Here is a 16201-nt window from a genome sequence, read left to right as displayed (position 1 = left end):
GATCTCGGCGGCGTCGCCGAGTGCGTTACCTGCGCGGCGCAATGCGGTGCCGTAGAGCGGTCCTGACGCGCCGCCGACCTTTGAGATCAAGGTGGTGCCGGTGAGCGAGAGCACGGTAGCCGGCGTGCGCGGGCTCGTCGTGTCCAGGACCCGCATGACACCTGCAAAGCCTCGGTCCAGGTTCGTTCCGTGGTCGCCGTCCCCGATCGCCGCGTCGAGTTCGCTCAGCTGCGCCCGATCCGCCTCGATCGCGGCGGCGGCGCGGGTGATCCACGCGGTGAAGAACGCGGTGTCCAACGCGGGCTCGGGTCGTGGGGTGGACAAGGTCACCGTCCCCACCGCAGCGCGGGCGTCTGCACCGGCGCGTCCCACAGCTCCGTGAACTGCTCGGTGAGTCGACAGACCGTCAGCGAGAAGCCCTGCATCTCCAGGCTGGTGATGTAGTTGCCGACCAGGTTGCGCGCGATCGTGACGCCCTTGGCCGCCAGCAGTCGCTGCACCTCGCGGTAGATGATGTAGAGCTCGATCAACGGCGTGCCGCCCATGCCGTTGACCATGACCAGCACCTCGCCGCTCAGCGACATATCGTCGTTGATCGCGTCGAGCGCGGTCTGCGTGAGCTGCGCGGCGGAGGCGATCGGGCCGCGGCGGCGTCCCGGCTCGCCGTGAATACCGACTCCGATCTCGATCTGCGATTCCTCGAGCGTGAAGCCGGGGCGGCCGGAGGCCGGCGTGGTCGCGGCGTTCAGCGCGATACCGAACGAGCGGCTGCGCGCGTTGACCTCCTCGGCGACCGCCGCGACGGCGGCCAGATCAGCGCCCTGCTCGGCGAGCGCGCCGGCGATCTTCTCGACGAACACGGTCGCGCCGGTGCCGCGCCGCCCGGCCGTGTAAAGCGAGTCCTCGACCGCGACATCGTCGTTCACCAGCACCGAGCGCACCTCGATGCCCTCGTCCCCAGCCAGTTCCTCGGCCATCTGGAAGTTGAGCACGTCGCCGGTGTAGTTCTTCACGATCTGCAGCACGCCCGCGCCCCCGTTGACGGTCCGCGCGGCGGTGAGCATCTGGTCGGGGACCGGTGAGGTGAAAACCTCGCCGGGGCACGCGGCGTCGAGCATGCCGTAGCCGACGAAGCCGCCATGCAGCGGCTCGTGCCCGGAGCCGCCTCCGCTGACCAGGCCGACCTTGCCTTGGCGCGGTCCTTCGGCGCGCGAGATCACGCGGTTGTCCAGGTCGACCGCGAGCGAGGGATGCGCGGCTGCCAGCCCCTCGAGCGCGTCGGCGACGACGTTGTCGGGCGCGTTGATCAGCTTCTTCACGCCAACAGATTATGCCCGCATCAAGCCCGCGACGGCGTGACGCGGGCTCGAGCGGAAGGTGACGCGCGCTGGTCCGGGACGCGGCGGCGCGACGGTATCGTCTGGTGACTAGCCCTTCTCCGCAGGACGCCGCCCTGCTCGTGACCACCGCCGAGGACTTCCGTTGACCGATCCGCAGACGCCGCACGCGCCCGCTGCGGCCGCCGGGAAAGCGGATCGCGCGGCCGCGCGGGTCGGCCTGCTCGCGATCGCGCGCGCTTGGGGACGGATCGGCTTTATCGGCTTCGGCGGGCCGCCCGCGCACATCGCGCTGCTGCGCCGGATGTGCGTCGAAGAGCGCCGCTGGATCGGCGCGGACGAGTTCGAGGACGCGGTCGCCGCGACGAACCTGCTGCCGGGACCGGCCTCGACGCAGCTGGCGATCCTGAGCGCGTGGCGGCTGCGCGGCGCACCCGGCGCGATCATCGGCGGGCTCTGCTTCATCCTGCCGGGCCTGGCGATCATCATCGGGCTCTCGGCGCTGTTCTTGTCGGGGCATCCGCCGCTGTGGGTTCGCGGTGCGGCAGCCGGAGCCGGCGCGGCGGTGGCTGCTGTCGCCTTGAACGCGGCGGCGACGCTGCTGCCCGCCAGCCGAAGGCGCGCGCATCGTCCGGGGCAGCGGCGCAGATGGAGCGCTTATCTGGTGGTAGGCGCGGCCGCGGCGATTCTGCTCGGGCCATACCTGGTGTTGGTGCTGCTCACGTGCGGCGCCGCGGAAGCGTTGTGGCGTAGGCGGGCCGCGTTATCGGCGCAGGTTTCGCTCTGGCCGCTCGCTGCGGGTGCGGTACCGGCGGCTGCCGGACTCGGCGGGCTGATCTGGACCTCGTTCAAGGTGGGAGCGCTGTCGTACGGCGGCGGATTCGTCATCATCCCGCTGATGCAGGCCGATGCGGTGCACCGCTACCACTTCCTGACAGACCCTCAATTCACCACCGCGGTGGCTCTCGGCCAGATCACACCTGGCCCGGTGGTCCACACCGTGGCAGTGGTCGGATACGGCGCGGCCGGGGTGCTCGGTGCGCTGCTGGCCGCAGCCGTCGCGTTCGCGCCGTCCTTCTTGTTCGTCCTGTTCGGGGCGAGCCATTTCGACCGGCTGCGCGGCAGCGTGACGGTTCAGGCGTTCCTGGACGGCGCGGGCCCGGCGACGATCGGGGCCATCGGCGGGTCGGCGTTCACGCTCGGGAAGGCGTTGACCGAGCCGTGGCAATTCGCGGTGCTCGCGGCGGCCGGGCTGTGGTTGCTGGTGCTGCGCCGCGGCGTGGTCAGCGCGCTGCTCGGCGCGACGGCGCTCGGTGTTGTCGCGGCGCTGGTCGGGCTGGCCGTGTCCTGACGGCGGCGGACGGAAATCCGGTTGCCGGGCGCTTGCGGCGATGGGAGCGTGCGGCGTGTGGATATCGCATGGCGTGCGCTCATGGAAGAGGACATCCCGGCGTGGGCACGGTTCGGCCGAGCGGTAGAAGAGGTCGACCGCGAGGACGAGCACTACAGCGAGGCGGACTTGGCCGAGATTTACGCCGAGCCGCTCTTCGATCCGCCGCGCGGCTCGCTGGCCGGGTTCGACGGTGACGAAATGGTCGCCTTCGGCATGCTGCGCGTGCGCTCGGAAGCCGACGAGATCCACCGGATGGGTTTCGACGGCGCCGTTCATCCGGCGTATCGCGGACGGGGCCTCGGCACCGAACTGCTGCGCTGGGCGCCCGAAGCGGCCAGGGCGCTGCATGAGGAGCGCTATCCGGACAGCCGATTGGGACTGAGCACGGGCTGTATGTCCACCAACCAAGCGGCGGCGGCGCTCTTGGAACGGTTCGGCTTTAAACCGGTGCGCTATTACCACGGGATGCGCATCGCGCTCGCCGCCGAGCCGCTGCATGTCCATTCCATTGAGGGCATTGAGATCGTGCCCTACGCGGCTGAACTGGATGAGCAGGTCCGGCTGGTGAAGAACGCGTCGTTCAAGGACCACTGGGGCACGGCGAAGACGCTGCTGGAGCAGTGGCGCACCGCGTACCTGGACAGCGTCAGCTTCCGACCCGACCTCTCGTTCATCGCGCTGCGCAGCGAGGTTGGCGGCAACGGCGGGGCGGACGCCGAGACGGAGGGCTTCGGGCGCGTCGTCGGCTTGGCGATGACCAAGTATTTCGAGGCCACGACGACCGCCACTGGCGAGCGTGAGGCGCACATCGCGCTCCTTGGCACGCTGCGCGAGGTACGCCGTCGCGGGATCGCGCACGCGCTATTGGCCAGCGTGCTGCATGCCGCACGCGCTGCGGGCTTCGACGCCGCGTCACTCGGCGTCGATTCGCAGAACCCGACCGGCGCCCTGGGCATTTACGAGCGAATCGGCTTCACGGTGAAGGACACCTGGGTCAACTACCAGCGCGAGTATTAGCCGAAGCCGGCGGTGCGAAGCCGGACCGAATCGGCGCACCTGCCGGCGCTCACTCTTTCGGCGCACTTGCGTGGGCTGCCGCGCGAGCCGGGTACGCAGACTGGTGAAGGCAGTTGGTGCCCAACCCGGCCGCACCCGGCCGGTCCGTGCAGCGAGTGGAGGCTCGGCTCATGTTCCAGATCCTGTGGTCGCTGATCGCCGGTTTGGTCATCGGCGGCATCGCGCGGCTGTTGCTGCCGGGCAAGCAGGCCATCCCGCTGTGGCTGACCATGCTGCTCGGCATCGCCGGGGCGTTCCTCGGCAACGGCATCGCGTCGTGGATCGGCGTGCGGCACACCGGCGGAGTCGACTGGATCCGGCACATCCTGCAGATCGGCGTCGCGATGGCGCTGATCGCGGCGCTCGCCCCGGTATGGGCGAACCGCGGGAAGAGCAGGGCCAGGGTCTAGGGCGTGACGGTCACGCGGTGCGGCGGCGCAGCGTGACTGCGCCCAGCGCGAGCGCGACGACGGTGATGCCGACGATCACGATCAGGTCCCTGACGACCAGGCTGCTGACGCCGCTCTGCGTGGTCAGCCGGTTCATCGCGTCGACCGCGTAGGACAGCGGCATCACGTCGGAGAGCCAGCGCAGCACGGTCTGCATGTCCTCGCGCGGCGTGAACAGTCCGCACAGCAGGAACTGCGGCAGGATGAACGCGGGCAGGAACTGCACGGCCTGGAACTCGGTCGCCGCGAATGCCGAGACGAACAGTCCCAGCGCGGTGCCGAGAACCCCGTCCGCCAGCGCGACCACGAACAGCAGCCAGGTCGGGCCGCTGACGTTCAATCCGAGCGGCCCGAGGGTCAGGCCGAAGGCGACGGCGGCCTGGATGAGGGCCAGCGCGCCGAAGGCGAGGGCGTAGCCGAGGAGCAGGTCGAGCTTGGCCAGCGGCATGGTCAGCAGCCGCTCCAGGGTGCCGCTGGACCGCTCGCGCAACGTGGCGACCGAGGTGACCAGGAACATCACGATCAGCGGGAACATGCCAAGCAGCGGCGCGCCGGAGCGGTCGAAGGTGTGCGGCTGCGCGTCGAAGACGTACTTGAGCAGCACCAGCAGGACACAGGGCACGACGATCAGCAGCGCGATCGTGCGCGGATCGTGCCGCAGCTGAGCCAGCACGCGGCCGGCGGTGGCAAACGTGCGGCGGATGCTGGCGTTCATCGGGACGCTCCCTTCACCGGCTCGGACTGATCGGGCGAGGCCGTCGTATCAGAACCTTGCTTCGTGACGAGGGCGAGGAAGGCCGCTTCGATCTCGGTCGCACCGGTTCGGGCCAGCAGCGCCCTGGGCGTGTCATCGGCGATGATCGCGCCGTCACGCATCAGCAGCAGGTGCCCGCATCGGGTGGCCTCGTCCATGACGTGACTGGAGATCAGGAGGGTGGCGCCGGCCGCGGCCAGAGTGTGGAACAGCTCCCAAAGCTCGGTTCGCAACACTGGATCGAGTCCGACGGTTGGCTCGTCGAGCACGAGCAGTTCCGGAGTGCCGAGCAGCGCGGCGGCCAGCGACACGCGGGCGCGCTGCCCGCCGGAGAGCCGCGAGACCAGGTCACGCTCGCGTCCCCGCAGCCCGACCTGCGCGATGACACGATCGACGTCGTCGTTTGGCACGCCGAGGATCGCGGCGAAGTACCGCAGGTTCTCGACGATGGACAGATCCGCGTATACGGAGGGCGCCTGTGTGACGTAGCCGACCCGGTGACGCAGCACTGCGTCTCCGGCAGGGCGGCCGAGCACACGAACCTCGCCGCCGGCCACTTTCTGCACACCGACGATCGCACGCATCAGGGTGCTCTTGCCGCAGCCGCTGGGGCCGAGCAGACCGGTGACGGTGCCGCGGGCGATGGTGAGGCGAACGTCGTTGAGGACCGGGCGCCCGCCGCGCACCACGCGTAGGCCTCGGATCTCGACAGCCGGAGTGGGCGCGGTCTGCGCCGCCGCGTCGGCCCGCGCCGAGGTCGGCCCATCCGAGGAATTAACCATGCGATTAGTTTTGTGGGTCGGGGCTCTGGTGTCAACGCGCCGCGGCGCTCAGCCGACTAGGTACCGCTGAAGCGTCGGCGCAAGCAGCGGCACCAACTCCTCGACCGGCGCGGAGGCCAGCGGTTCGACGGCGAGCACGTAGCGCCCCATGATCAGGCCGACAACCTGAGTCATCGCCAGTTCGGCGCGCAGGTCGGGGCGCGGCGCGTCGAGGGCCGCCGCGATGGGGCCGACCACCTCACCCGCCATGAACCCGCGCAGCAGCCGGGCCATCTGCTCGTTGGTGGCCGCGGCGCGCAGCACCGCGAGGACCCGTTCGCGCGATGCCGCATCCTCAAGCAGCCCGAACGCGAACCGGACCAGCCGCTCACCTACTCCCCCGCGATCGCCGTCGATGACGCGGCGGGTCAGCTCGCGCGGTTGGAGCGGGAAGTCGAGCGCGGCGAGGAACAGTTGGTCCTTTGTGCCGAAGTAGTGGTGCAGCAGCGCGGCGTTGACCTCGGCGGAGCGGGCGATCGCGCGCATGCTGGTGTTCTCGTAGCCGTGCGCGGCGAATTCGGTGCGCGCCGCGGCGAGGATGTCCTGGCGGGTGTCGGCGCCACCGGGGCGCCGGCCGGGCTTGCCGCGGGTCACCGGACGAGCCGCCTGCGTCTGAGCCGCTTCGGCTACGGTCCGCGTCCCGTCAGCGTCGCCCTGTGCGTTCACCACTTCATTATCACCGCGGGTCGTGGCTGCGGGCTGCGCCATCAGCACGATTACGCCAGCAGCGGCCAGGTCGGACAGATAGGATGATCGACATGGACGTACGCGGGCTGACTCACTCCTCCGGTCCCGGTTCGATCGAGGTCGCGCCGCAGGTCGCGCAGGCGCTCGCGCAGGGCGCCCCGGTGGTCGCGCTGGAGTCGACGATCATCAGCCACGGGCTGCCGCGGCCGGACAACCTGCGCATCGCCCGCGAGATCGAGGACGCGGTGCGCGCGGCAGGCGCCGTCCCGGCGACGATCGCGGTCGTGGACGGTGTCGCGCGTGTCGGGCTGGATGACGCGGCGCTGGCAGCCATCGCCGAACGTGACGACGTGGCGAAGGCGAGCGTGCGTGACCTCGGCTTCGTCGTGGCGAAGGCAGGCAGCGCGGCGACGACGGTCGCGGCGACAGCGCATCTGGCCGAACTGGCCGGAATCCGGCTGTTCGCCACCGGCGGCCTCGGCGGAGTGCACCGCGGCGCGCGGGAGAGCTGGGACGAGTCGGCCGACCTGGTGGCGCTCGCCCGCACCGGGATCGCGGTGGTGTGCTCGGGCGTGAAGTCGATCCTTGACGTGCCGGCCACCCTCGAGCGGCTGGAGAGCCTGAACGTGCCGGTCGTCGGCTACGGAACGAACGCCTTTCCGGGCTTCTACATCAGCGATTCCGGCCATCGGCTCGACTGGCGCGCGGACTCGCCGGCCGAGGTGGCGGCAGTCATCCGAGCCCGCGACGCACTCGGACTCGCAAATCAAGGCATTGTCGTAGCGAATCCGCTGCCCGAGGACCAGCAACTCGACGCTGAGCTGCACGAACGTGTGCTCGAGGAAGCTTTGGAGCAACTGGACGAGAACGGCGTTACAGGCAAGGCGGTTACCCCGTTCCTGCTGGACTTCTTCCACCAGCACACCGCCGGCGAGAGCCTGCGCGCCAACGTGCGGCTCGTGCTGCGCAACGCCGCACTCGCCGGCCAGATCGCCGCCGAATTGGCGCGCGGCGCGAGTGGCACCGCAGCGGCGTGAACCGAGACGACACCGGCGGCGCCGCTCCCGATCAGCATCCCGGCGAGGCGGACACCGCTCATCAGACTGCTGCGACACCGCGTCCGGCCGGGCCGACCGTCGTGCTGCTCGGCGACGTCATGACCGACTTGGTCGCCCGGCTCGCCGGGCCGCTGGTCCCGGCGAGTGACAGTCCGGCGCGCATCAGCGTCGAGGGTGGCGGAGCCGCCGCGAACACGGCCAGTTGGCTGGCCGGACTCGGCGCACGCAGCGTCCTGCTCGGACGGATCGGCGACGACCAGGCCGGCCGCGCGGCGATCGACGGCCTGCGCGCCAGCGGCGTCGAGACCCGGTTCGCGATCGACCGCCAGCGGCCGACCGGAACAGTGATCGTGCTGGTCGAGCCGGGCGGCGAGCGCACGATGGTGCCCGATCCGGGCGCGAACGAGGCGCTGAGCGCCGACGATCTGCCTGCCGAGGTGTTCGAGCCCGGCGCGCACCTGCACCTTTCGGGCTACACGCTGCTGCGCGCGAGCAGCCGCGAGGCGGGCATGGCGGCACTGGAGCTGGCTCGCGCGGCAGGCATGACAGTGTCCGTAGACGCGGCTTCGGTAGGGCCGCTGGAAACGGCCGGGATCGAACACTTCCTCGGGTGGATCAACGGAATCGAAGTGCTTTTCGCGAACCAGTCGGAGGCGCGAACGCTCGCCGCGGCCGCGCACTCACCGACGCCCGCGATGACAGCGGCCGTTGAATCCTCGGCCACGATTCGCCGGTTGAATTCGGTCTCCGCGGCGCGCGCCATCTCGGAACACTGCGGCCTGGCGGTAGTCAAGCTTGGTGCGTTGGGTGCGCTGGCCTGTACTTCTACCGGTGACTACGAATACGTAGACGCCGTGGCGCTCGGCGCGGAGGCCACCATCGACAGCACCGGCGCCGGCGACGCGTTCGCGGCCGGGTTCCTTCGAACTTGGCTCACGACGAACCAGCTGGCCGAGGCGCTGAGGTCCGGATGTGCGCTCGCGGCGCGGGCCGTGCGCGTGATCGGCGCACGGTCTGCATCCTGAATCAGGATGCAGCATCAGCCGACAGAATGCGGCCCTAGCGCAATTGAATCGCAACGCGCTGAATCTAGATAAAAATATCTTTATGTGATATGATGTCACTTTCCATATCTAATATGACGGCATGTGTTACGACGCCGATGCTCTTCCGCCGTTCTACGGTTCGCCGCTCACCGCGGTTTCCAGTGCTGATCTGCTGCTGACCGCAACCGACGGCGCCCCGCTGGCAGCCTTTCGGTCGCTGCCTGACGAGCCCACCGGCCCGGCGGTGCTGGTGCTACCGGACAACCGCGGCCTGTCCAGCTTCTACGAAGAACTCACCAAGCGACTGGCCGAGCAGGGTATGCCCGCGGTCGCGATCGATTATTTCGGCCGGACCGCCGGCCCTGATCATCGAAACCGCCCGGCCGAGTTCGGTGAGCTGTCGAAACTCATGCCGCACCTCGGCGCGCTCACGCGGGATGAGCTGTACGCCGACTTCGACGCGGCGCTCGCGCACCTGCGTGCCCTCCCGCGTGCGCAGCACCGCTCCGTGATCTCGCTCGGATTCTGCATGGGCGGCCGGTTCGCCTTCCTCACCGCGCATCATCGATTCACGCTGTCCGCAGCGATCGGGCTGTACGGCTTTCCGGACGCGCTGCGCGGTGCGCCCGGCCCGATCCAGCTGGCTCCCGAACTAACCGCGCCGATCCTCGGCTTGTTCGCCGGAGCCGACGACGGCATCCCGGCGAGCATGGTCGCGGCCTTCGACGAAAAGCTCGCGGCAGCCGGCAACCAACGCGAGATCATCACCTATCCGGGCGCTACACACGGCTTCTTCGAGGCCGGCTCCGGGGCCTTCGAGCACGAGTGCGCCGACGTCTGGCGAAGGATCCTCGACTTCGCGCGGAAGCACACAAATCTCGACGACTGAGCGGCGGCACGGTACGCAAGCACCCGCCGCAGCGGCATCGGCCCGGCCTATGCTGGGCCGATGCCGACCGCGCCGATCCGCATCACGGTCCGCGAGTTCCAACTCGTGCTGCTGCGCCGGATGGCCGACTACCGACCCGAACTGGTCGAGCGCGCCCGCCACGAGTTGGACGCGAGCGTCACCGAGATGCGCGCGGTCAACGCGCACTGGCAGCGGATGCAGCGGTCGCGCAGCTATCGAAGCGGCCTCTCGGCGCTGCGCGGGTTCCTCGGCGCGCCGCTCGCCGAGCGGGAGCAGCGCATCGGGGACGTGAGGTGCCGGATCACCCGCTGGAAGCTGCCGCTGTGGCCCGATCTGCTGTACGAGGCGCTGACCGGCGTCGGCGGCGTGGTGGTTGCCGAGCAGTTGGTGCGCGATCCCGCGTCCCGACCGCCGCGCCTGGAAACCATCCGCGATCTGGCACCCTGGTCGTGTGTCATCGGGGACGTGGAACGGTCGTTCGGTCCAGTGCGGCATCGCGACGGTTCCGCGCCGAGCCGCTGGACCACGGATTTCACGGTCCCCGGCGAGGATGGCAAGCCGGTGCCGGCGACCGCCGAATTCGTCTGGGGTCTGCTGCAACTGGTCCGTGGCGTAGACGGGAGCGAACTGCGATGAGTGATCAAGCGCAGCCGGATTGCCGCCGGGCATATCCGGGTCGCGTTCCAGGTCGCCGACGCGCAGAACGCGAACCAGGCCGCGGCTGCGGCGGGCGCGAGCGTGATCGCGCATCCCATGCTGACGCCGTGGAATTCACGCAACGCGCGCCTCGACGGGCCGGCCGGTCTGCGGTTGACGCTGTTCGAGGAGCTAAGCGAATGACGGCCCGGGGCCGGTTTTCCGTTTAGACGCCCTTGATCCAACCGCGTTCGACCGCGCGCGCCCCGGCCTGGAAGCGGCTGCGCGCGCCGAGGCGGGCGCTCAGCTCGGCGGTGATGCGGCGGCTGGTGCGCACCGAGACGCCGAGCTTGCGGGCTATCACGTCGTCGGTCCAGCCCTCGGCGAGGAGGGTGAGCACGGCCTGCTCCTGACCGGTCAGGCCCTGGTCGTCGCGGGCCCGGTCCTCGCCGACCGGCTTCGCGGTCTGCCAGATCTGTTCGAACAGCGCGCACAGCGCCGCGACCATGCCAGGCCCGCGCTGCACGACGGCCCCGGTCTTGCTGTGCTCCGGGTTGACCGGGATGAGCGCCTGCTTGCGGTCGAAGATCACCATACGCAGCGGCAACGTCGCGGTGGTGCGCACCTGGGCACCGGTCTCCACCAGCCACCGCAGATGATTGAACGTGGGCGGGTGGTTGCGCGCGCTGTCCAGGTAGAGCGCTCGCATCGCCGTGCCGCGAGCGAGAGCCTCCTCGTCGAGCGGCCGGGCCGCCGCGATGCTCTTCTCGCTCATCGCGCTGGAGGGCGAGAAGGTCAGCACTTCGCTCACGCCTTCGTGGGCGCGCTCCTCCATCCACGCGCGCACCGCGTCCACGCCGACCAGTTGCTCGATGTCGGAGTGGTGCCGGGAGGGGTGCAGGTCGGCGAAGTCGGCCACCACGCGGGCGACCGCCGCCCGGCTGGCCGCGATCTGCCGCTGCTCCTCAAGCAGCGCGGCCTCGCGTTTCGCCAGCAGCGAGGAGAGCCCGACCTCGGGGCTGACCAGACGCATGGCGCCAGGTTTCTCGTCGGAGGGTCGCAGCAGGGAGAGCCGGGCCAGCTCGTCGAGGCCATCGCGCACCCGTTCAACGGGCCACTCCAGCCGCCTCGCGAGCTCGCCGACGCCGAGACGCGGCTCGGCGAGCATGGTCTTGTACACGCGCTCCGCGTCCAGATTGACGCCTAGCGCGTCCAACCCCAGTGCTTCCAGCATGGCAAGCCCCCAACGATCGGTTGCTCCTCAGTGAAGCGTGCAGGTCCCTGCACCGCAAGATTCTGCCACACGTAAATCCTGGTCCATAGCCTCGCTCTGACGGAACATCGGGGATATGTACCTCATCAATTCACGTCTCAGCACTGAGGATAGAAGCATTAACGCCGCCGATCTTCGCCGCCTTTTCACGAATATCGCAGACCCCGACGATCGGCTGGAACACCTCTACGCGGAGACCGACAGCCACGAGGCACGGCTCGCGCTCTTCCTGTGCCACCCGGATCTGGCGGCCGCGGAGTCCGCCGCCGCCGGTCTGTGCAAGCGGGCGCTGGAGCGGTGCCCTGAACTGCACGGCTGGTCAATGGAGTACTGCGGGGCCGGGGTGGTACCGGGGGCCGAGAAGATCCTTCTGGGGGTATGAGGCGGGGCAACAACTTGCTGCCACCGCAGGGTCATGTCAGCACGGAACGGTGACAGGAGCCGCCGCGCTCCGGCAAAATCCTGCTTCGGATAATGGTTCTCCGAGGCACCGCGGGCTTCGAATTACCCACTGTTCCGGCTATTCCCGCCCTGGGTTTGACCCTGCAAGAAAGAGGCTTTCCCATGAAGCGTGCCCTCCGTCCCGCGTGCCTGCTCGCCGCCGCCGTCGTCGTCTCGGCCGCTCCCGCGCTCGCCGTCTCGGCCATCGCGACCACCGCGCCCGCCGCCGTGGTCTCCGCCGCGACCTCGCACATGAGCCCCGCCAACGACATCATCTGGGACTGACGATGACCGAAACGCTCTCCGCCCCCGTCCGGCTGCGCCGCCGCGAACCCGTTCCGGCGCGCCGCGCCTGGACCGAGGTCCCGGCTGGTCACAGCGCCGGCCCGGCACGCGGATCCGCCGCGCTGCTCGGCGCGGAGCTCGAGGAGCTGACCCGGGACGAGTTGATCGCGCTCGTGCCCGAGCCGTGGCTGTTCGACCGGATGGTGCCGTCCGGGCTGTTCTCCAAACTGCTGCGCCAGGGGCTGACCGTGCGGGTGCTGCACGGCCCGGCGCGACCCGGCGACCCGGCTCCGTTCCCGGCGCTCACCCGCCTCGGGACCGCCGCGCCGACCACGTTCAGCCTGCCGTACCCGGTGATCGTCCGGGACCGCTCGGTGCTGTACATGCCGCACCCGGATCCGCGCCACCCGATGGCCGGCCGCCTCGCGCCGCAGGCCCACGTGGTCGCGGCCCGCTCGCTGGCCGTCGCCTTCGACCTGGCTTGGGCCGCCGCCTGCGGACAGCCGCCGAACAGCCCGCCGCCCGGCCAGGTGACCGCCGAGCAGCGCGAGATCCTGCAGGTGCTCAGCAACGGCGTCACCGACGACCACGCGGCCGCGCAGCTGCACATGAGCCGCCGCACGTTCGCACGGCGGGTGGCCTCGCTGATGGACAGCCTGGGCGCCACCAGCCGGTTCCAGGTAGGCGTGCAGGCGGCACGGCGCGGGCTGGTCTGACCACCCACCGCCACCGCTCGACCCCGGGCGCTCACGCCGCCGGTCCGGCACGGGGACCGGCGGAGCAGCACCAGCTGACGGCCGCCGACGCCTGGCCGGTCGACCGCCGTGGGTCAACCGTGCCGGTGCTTGGTGTCAGCGCGCGCGGTTTTCAGCGCAGCTGGTCTGCGGGCGCGACTGGTATTCAGGCGCGGTTGAATTAAGCGCAGCTCAGGTGAAGGGCTCAGCGCGGCGGATCAGCCGAACCGGCGGGTCGCGTCGAGGAGGCTGAGCACGTTGCGGTGTGAGGCCATGATGGTCGGCGCCGCGCCCGGACCTGCGGGATAACTCAGGTACGCCAGGTCGTCCGGGCCGGCGGCCCAGGGATCGTCCTCGAACAGGCCAGCCGTCTCCGGATCGGTCAGCACGGCGGGATCGGAGTCGACGATCACGGTGCGGACCACGGCCGGGCGGTAGGGCCCACCGGGTAGCTCGATGCCCGCCTGCGCCACGATGACGCGCAGACCGATGTCCTGCCTCATGAAGTTCAGGCGCTCGGCCGAATAGCTCGGGTCGAGCGGGACATAGGCGCCCCCCGAGCGCAGGATTCCGAGCATCCCGATGACCAGTTCTATGGAACTTTCACAGCACAGGCCGACCGGATGCCCCCGGCGCACGCCCGCGAGGCGCAGCTTGGCTGCCACTCCCCCGGCGCGGGTCCACAGCTGCGCGTAGTTCAGTTCCTCGCCGTCGAAGACCACGGCCACCGCGTCCGGGTTGATGCACACCTGTTCCGCGATCAGCTGCGGGATGCTGGCCTCGACCGGGAAGTCGTCCCAGTGCGCGTCGGCGCAGGCAGTAAGCAGGGCCCATTCCGCGTCGGGCAGGCTCGACAGCTCGCCGACCGGCTCGTCGTGCCGGTACTGCCTGATCCGCTGCGCGCGGATCACGCCGGCCGGCGGTCCGTCGGTACGGTCGGTGAATCGGATGAACATCCCCATCCCTCCGCTTGGCTGCCCCGAGGAACCCGGAACCCGGGAACGCGGTGCTCAGGAAGCTAACAGTCCGGGTTCAGCCGCTCGCGTTGCGTGGAGGAAAGTGGCAAGAGTGTGCCAGTGACGGCGATTCGCCACCCGAACGCGCTGACGGAGCGGTAAGGGGTCTGACGCGTCAGTATTCTGTTCGGCCCCCGCGCAGGTGGGACCGATCGGCTAAGACTTAGAACAGGGTAGGTTGCAAGGAACCTTCAAGGGTGAGCAATCGCCGCTTGGTTTCCAGTCCGCCACCGAATCCGCCGATGCCGCCGTCGGCCGCGATGACCCGGTGGCAGGGCACGACGATGACGATCGGATTGCTGCCCATCACGGTGCCCACCAAGCGTGAAGCCCCGATGCTCCGGCCGGAAAGCAGCGCCAGATCGCCGTAGCCGACGGTGTCGCCGTATCGGATCCGCGCGTGCAGGGTGCTGAGGATCGAACGCTGAACTCCCGAGGTGAGCGACCAGTCCACCGGCACGGAGAACTCGGTGAGCGTCCCGGCGAAGTATGCCTTCACTTCGCGGGATATCAGTGCACCGATCTCGTGCTCTTGCAGCGGCGCGGGCTGGGGCGCCGGCATCCGCGCGGGATCTGGCTGACGGGATCGCGCCGCGGAGTCCTTGACGCGCGCAGCGGTTCCCAGTTCGTCCGCGAAACTCGCGAGCGGACCGAAGGTCAGACGCAGCAGGCCTTGCGGAGTCACCACCGCGCCGAGCGGACCGACCGGCGTGTCTATGTCGCCCCAAGCGGATCCGGCGGGCAGCCGGTAGTGCGAAGGTCCTGGCATCCGGCTCCTCCTCTCCGCGGGTCTCGTATGCTCCACATCGCGCTTGAGCCTGTTGCGCACTGGCTTGTCGCGCGCCGCCTTCGTGAGCACCATCTTCGGTCTGGATCCAGCCTATGCTTCGGTACCGACAGCGGCGGCCGCTTTGACTAAGAGCCAGGTCACGGCAGTCAAGCCGGCCTCGAATCCGGTGAAGCATCACGCGGCCGCCTTTCTCGCGCGCAGCCGCGTCCCGTGACCCGCGACGGCCTCGATCGCCGCGTCGGCAGCCAGCTTCAGATCGCGCAACGCCTTGGCGAGCGGCGATCGGGTACGCCTGCGGCCCGGCGCGTGACGAGCAGATACCTGCACGGTCCGCTCCACCGCCGCCGCGAGTTCGCGAACGGCCTCACTCAGCTGCCCGGCGTGGCGACGCTGGGCCGGGCCGAAGTGCGCCGCATCACGCAGGTCTCGTATCGCGTCCATCAGTGCGCGTATGCGCCGCCAATCCTGACTGAAGGCCAGGGAGGCGGCACTCAGGGCCACCATGTCGTACGCGTCGTCCATCGCCCGTAATGCAGCGAAGATTCGCTCATCGTCGCGGTCGCGCGCCGACTTCCGGTGCGCGCGCGGCGGCACGTGACTCACGGCATCCGATGCTGTGTCACGCGCATCGCGAGGCTGGGCTGACAGGCGGTCAGCCATCAGAATCCGCACGGTCGAGCCGCGCGCATCGGGTCTGCGGCCAGCCGGGAAACGCGGCCTGGCGATGCCCGCGCCGAGGCCGGAGGCGAGAGTCGAGGCGCATTCGCGGGCCGACAGGCCGGACTGCCTTGCCGCATGGAAGAGCTCGGACGCTGCGAGATCGCGGTCCAGCAGCCCAGCGCCGACGAGACGGCCGAGAGCGTAGGCGCAGCGGTTGAGGGTGTCGTTGCGCGTGCCGATTCGCGCCGCGCGCATGCGTTCCACCTCGTTGCGCAGCGCGGCCGCGCCATAAGCGGCCGCAGCGGCGCTGGGTATACGAGCCCCGGCGACGTCAGAGCGGTTGATGGCGAGCGGAGGCAGCGACGGACTCGCCTGACGCGACCGCGCTACGAGTTCCCGCACGATCCAGCGCGGGATCGGTGCTACCGGTGCGTCATCCGCGACCCGGTACTGGTTGCCGCCGATCGTTGAGCCCGGTGCGACGACGTAACCACCGGCTGCCCGGGTGTCGATCATCGGGCCGAGCCGGGCGACCGTGTTGCGCAGCGGCAGGCCCTTCTGCGCGCGGAAGTAGAGGTGCGTGCCGCCGGAGGGCGTCGCCACGGTGAACGTGCGCGGTATTGGTCGACCGGCCGCGAGAGCACGAAGCGCTTGCATGCCGTTGCGTGGTTCCTGGGCGGTGGCCGACTGCGCAGCGCCGGCGGACTGCTCCTCTGGCGGTTGTGGCTGCTTTGGCACGTCGAGGTCGAGCACGAAGAGGCCGCTCGGTCCGCAGGCTATGCCGAAGTTGGCGTGCAGCGGCCAGCCCAACTCGCGCAGGCGTCCCGGGTCGCGAACCGCCAGACCCTCCCAGTC

The 16201-nt window shown here is 69.9% G+C and carries 20 protein-coding genes; 11 read left to right on the top strand and 9 right to left on the bottom strand.

The window, feature by feature from the left end; translation table 11 throughout:
• The coding region (locus VN779_RS19775; RefSeq protein ID WP_325725509.1) for a DAK2 domain-containing protein at positions 1-330 on the bottom strand (330 nt) is incomplete at its 3' end.
• Positions 327-1319 (bottom strand): dihydroxyacetone kinase subunit DhaK, encoded by a 993-nt coding sequence (dhaK, locus tag VN779_RS19770; RefSeq protein ID WP_325725507.1) that lies wholly within the window; start codon positions 1317-1319, stop codon positions 327-329. The genes dhaK and VN779_RS19775, both read right to left, overlap by 4 nt.
• 163 nt (positions 1320-1482) lie before the next feature.
• Between dhaK and chrA the strand changes: the two genes are divergently transcribed.
• The 3 genes from chrA (at position 1483) to VN779_RS19755 (ending at position 4196) form a co-directional block, all read left to right on the top strand.
• Positions 1483-2688, top strand: coding sequence for a chromate efflux transporter (gene chrA, locus VN779_RS19765; protein ID WP_325725505.1), 1206 nt, complete (start codon positions 1483-1485; stop codon positions 2686-2688).
• 57 nt (positions 2689-2745) lie between these two features.
• Positions 2746-3747 carry a GNAT family N-acetyltransferase gene (locus tag VN779_RS19760; RefSeq protein ID WP_325725503.1) on the top strand — a complete coding sequence of 334 codons (1002 nt, stop codon included), beginning with the start codon at positions 2746-2748 and terminating at the stop codon, positions 3745-3747.
• 170 nt (positions 3748-3917) lie between these two features.
• Positions 3918-4196: a GlsB/YeaQ/YmgE family stress response membrane protein gene (locus VN779_RS19755; protein WP_325725499.1), complete on the top strand. Its 279-nt coding sequence runs from the start codon at positions 3918-3920 to the stop codon at positions 4194-4196.
• A 10-nt stretch (positions 4197-4206) separates the two neighbouring features.
• Here VN779_RS19755 and VN779_RS19750 read toward each other — a convergent pair whose 3' ends face one another.
• The 3 genes from VN779_RS19750 to VN779_RS19740 are packed head-to-tail and all read right to left on the bottom strand — an operon-like array spanning position 4207 to position 6476.
• On the bottom strand, positions 4207-4950 hold the full coding sequence (locus VN779_RS19750) for an ABC transporter permease (protein WP_325725497.1): 744 nt from the start codon (positions 4948-4950) through the stop codon (positions 4207-4209).
• Complete coding sequence (locus tag VN779_RS19745) at positions 4947-5771, bottom strand: ABC transporter ATP-binding protein (RefSeq protein ID WP_325725495.1); 825 nt, start codon at positions 5769-5771, stop codon at positions 4947-4949. Before VN779_RS19745 ends, VN779_RS19750 begins: the two co-directional genes overlap by 4 nt.
• Positions 5772-5819: 48 nt before the next feature.
• The gene (locus VN779_RS19740; RefSeq protein WP_325725493.1) at positions 5820-6476 is read right to left on the bottom strand and encodes a TetR family transcriptional regulator; all 657 of its coding nucleotides are present in this window, start codon (positions 6474-6476) and stop codon (positions 5820-5822) included.
• Between the two features lie 92 nt (positions 6477-6568).
• Between VN779_RS19740 and VN779_RS19735 the strand changes: the two genes are divergently transcribed.
• The 5 genes from VN779_RS19735 (at position 6569) to VN779_RS19715 (ending at position 10351) form a co-directional block, all read left to right on the top strand.
• The gene (locus VN779_RS19735) at positions 6569-7534 is read left to right on the top strand and encodes a pseudouridine-5'-phosphate glycosidase (protein ID WP_325725491.1); all 966 of its coding nucleotides are present in this window, start codon (positions 6569-6571) and stop codon (positions 7532-7534) included.
• Positions 7531-8580: a sugar kinase gene (locus VN779_RS19730; RefSeq protein ID WP_325725489.1), complete on the top strand. Its 1050-nt coding sequence runs from the start codon at positions 7531-7533 to the stop codon at positions 8578-8580. The genes VN779_RS19735 and VN779_RS19730 overlap by 4 nt, the downstream gene beginning before the upstream one ends.
• Positions 8581-8701: 121 nt before the next feature.
• Positions 8702-9490, top strand: a complete 789-nt coding sequence (locus VN779_RS19725; RefSeq protein WP_325725487.1) for a dienelactone hydrolase family protein — start codon at positions 8702-8704, stop codon at positions 9488-9490.
• Positions 9491-9550: 60 nt separating this feature from the next.
• On the top strand, positions 9551-10147 hold the full coding sequence (locus VN779_RS19720) for a hypothetical protein (RefSeq protein ID WP_325725484.1): 597 nt from the start codon (positions 9551-9553) through the stop codon (positions 10145-10147).
• Positions 10148-10351 (top strand): hypothetical protein, encoded by a 204-nt coding sequence (locus VN779_RS19715; RefSeq protein WP_325725482.1) that lies wholly within the window; start codon positions 10148-10150, stop codon positions 10349-10351.
• A gap of 22 nt (positions 10352-10373) precedes the next feature.
• On the opposite strand, the gene VN779_RS19710 is transcribed toward VN779_RS19715, so the two are convergent.
• Entirely contained in the window at positions 10374-11381 is a 1008-nt protein-coding gene (locus tag VN779_RS19710; RefSeq protein WP_325725480.1) for a helix-turn-helix transcriptional regulator, read from the bottom strand.
• Between the two features lie 115 nt (positions 11382-11496).
• Here VN779_RS19710 and VN779_RS19705 point away from each other — a divergent pair, with 115 nt between their 5' ends.
• The 3 genes from VN779_RS19705 to VN779_RS19695 all read left to right on the top strand — a co-directional run bounded on the left by VN779_RS19705 (position 11497) and on the right by VN779_RS19695 (position 12862).
• Entirely contained in the window at positions 11497-11802 is a 306-nt protein-coding gene (locus VN779_RS19705; RefSeq protein WP_325725478.1) for a hypothetical protein, read from the top strand.
• 182 nt (positions 11803-11984) lie between these two features.
• Positions 11985-12146, top strand: a complete 162-nt coding sequence (locus tag VN779_RS19700; protein WP_325725477.1) for a hypothetical protein — start codon at positions 11985-11987, stop codon at positions 12144-12146.
• Between the two features lie 2 nt (positions 12147-12148).
• Positions 12149-12862, top strand: coding sequence for a hypothetical protein (locus VN779_RS19695; RefSeq protein ID WP_325725475.1), 714 nt, complete (start codon positions 12149-12151; stop codon positions 12860-12862).
• Between the two features lie 236 nt (positions 12863-13098).
• On the opposite strand, the gene VN779_RS19690 is transcribed toward VN779_RS19695, so the two are convergent.
• From VN779_RS19690 to VN779_RS19680, 3 genes are all read right to left on the bottom strand, one after another.
• Entirely contained in the window at positions 13099-13836 is a 738-nt protein-coding gene (locus VN779_RS19690; protein WP_325725473.1) for an AMP-binding protein, read from the bottom strand.
• A gap of 223 nt (positions 13837-14059) precedes the next feature.
• On the bottom strand, positions 14060-14665 hold the full coding sequence (locus tag VN779_RS19685; RefSeq protein ID WP_325725471.1) for a methylated-DNA--[protein]-cysteine S-methyltransferase: 606 nt from the start codon (positions 14663-14665) through the stop codon (positions 14060-14062).
• 195 nt (positions 14666-14860) lie between these two features.
• Positions 14861-16201 (bottom strand): bifunctional DNA primase/polymerase (locus tag VN779_RS19680; protein WP_325725469.1); only part of this gene is annotated, 1341 nt, incomplete at its 5' end.

This window comes from Actinocrinis sp. (assembly GCF_035605935.1).
Taxonomy (GTDB): domain Bacteria; phylum Actinomycetota; class Actinomycetes; order Streptomycetales; family Catenulisporaceae; genus Actinocrinis.
This window is presented reverse-complemented; position numbering and strand designations above follow the sequence as displayed.

Bases quoted from the DNA above. Each gene is read 5' to 3' on its own strand.
- VN779_RS19755 (WP_325725499.1), top strand. From the start codon at position 3,918: ATGTTCCAGATCCTGTGGTCGCTGATCGCCGGTTTGGTCATCGGCGGC.
- VN779_RS19750 (WP_325725497.1), bottom strand. From the start codon at position 4,950: ATGAACGCCAGCATCCGCCGCACGTTTGCCACCGCCGGCCGCGTGCTG.
- VN779_RS19745 (WP_325725495.1), bottom strand. From the start codon at position 5,771: ATGGTTAATTCCTCGGATGGGCCGACCTCGGCGCGGGCCGACGCGGCG.
- VN779_RS19735 (WP_325725491.1), top strand. From the start codon at position 6,569: ATGGACGTACGCGGGCTGACTCACTCCTCCGGTCCCGGTTCGATCGAG.
- VN779_RS19725 (WP_325725487.1), top strand. From the start codon at position 8,702: ATGTGTTACGACGCCGATGCTCTTCCGCCGTTCTACGGTTCGCCGCTC.
- VN779_RS19720 (WP_325725484.1), top strand. From the start codon at position 9,551: ATGCCGACCGCGCCGATCCGCATCACGGTCCGCGAGTTCCAACTCGTG.
- VN779_RS19710 (WP_325725480.1), bottom strand. From the start codon at position 11,381: ATGCTGGAAGCACTGGGGTTGGACGCGCTAGGCGTCAATCTGGACGCG.
- VN779_RS19705 (WP_325725478.1), top strand. From the start codon at position 11,497: ATGTACCTCATCAATTCACGTCTCAGCACTGAGGATAGAAGCATTAAC.
- VN779_RS19700 (WP_325725477.1), top strand. From the start codon at position 11,985: ATGAAGCGTGCCCTCCGTCCCGCGTGCCTGCTCGCCGCCGCCGTCGTC.
- VN779_RS19695 (WP_325725475.1), top strand. From the start codon at position 12,149: ATGACCGAAACGCTCTCCGCCCCCGTCCGGCTGCGCCGCCGCGAACCC.
- VN779_RS19690 (WP_325725473.1), bottom strand. From the start codon at position 13,836: ATGTTCATCCGATTCACCGACCGTACCGACGGACCGCCGGCCGGCGTG.
- VN779_RS19685 (WP_325725471.1), bottom strand. From the start codon at position 14,665: ATGCCAGGACCTTCGCACTACCGGCTGCCCGCCGGATCCGCTTGGGGC.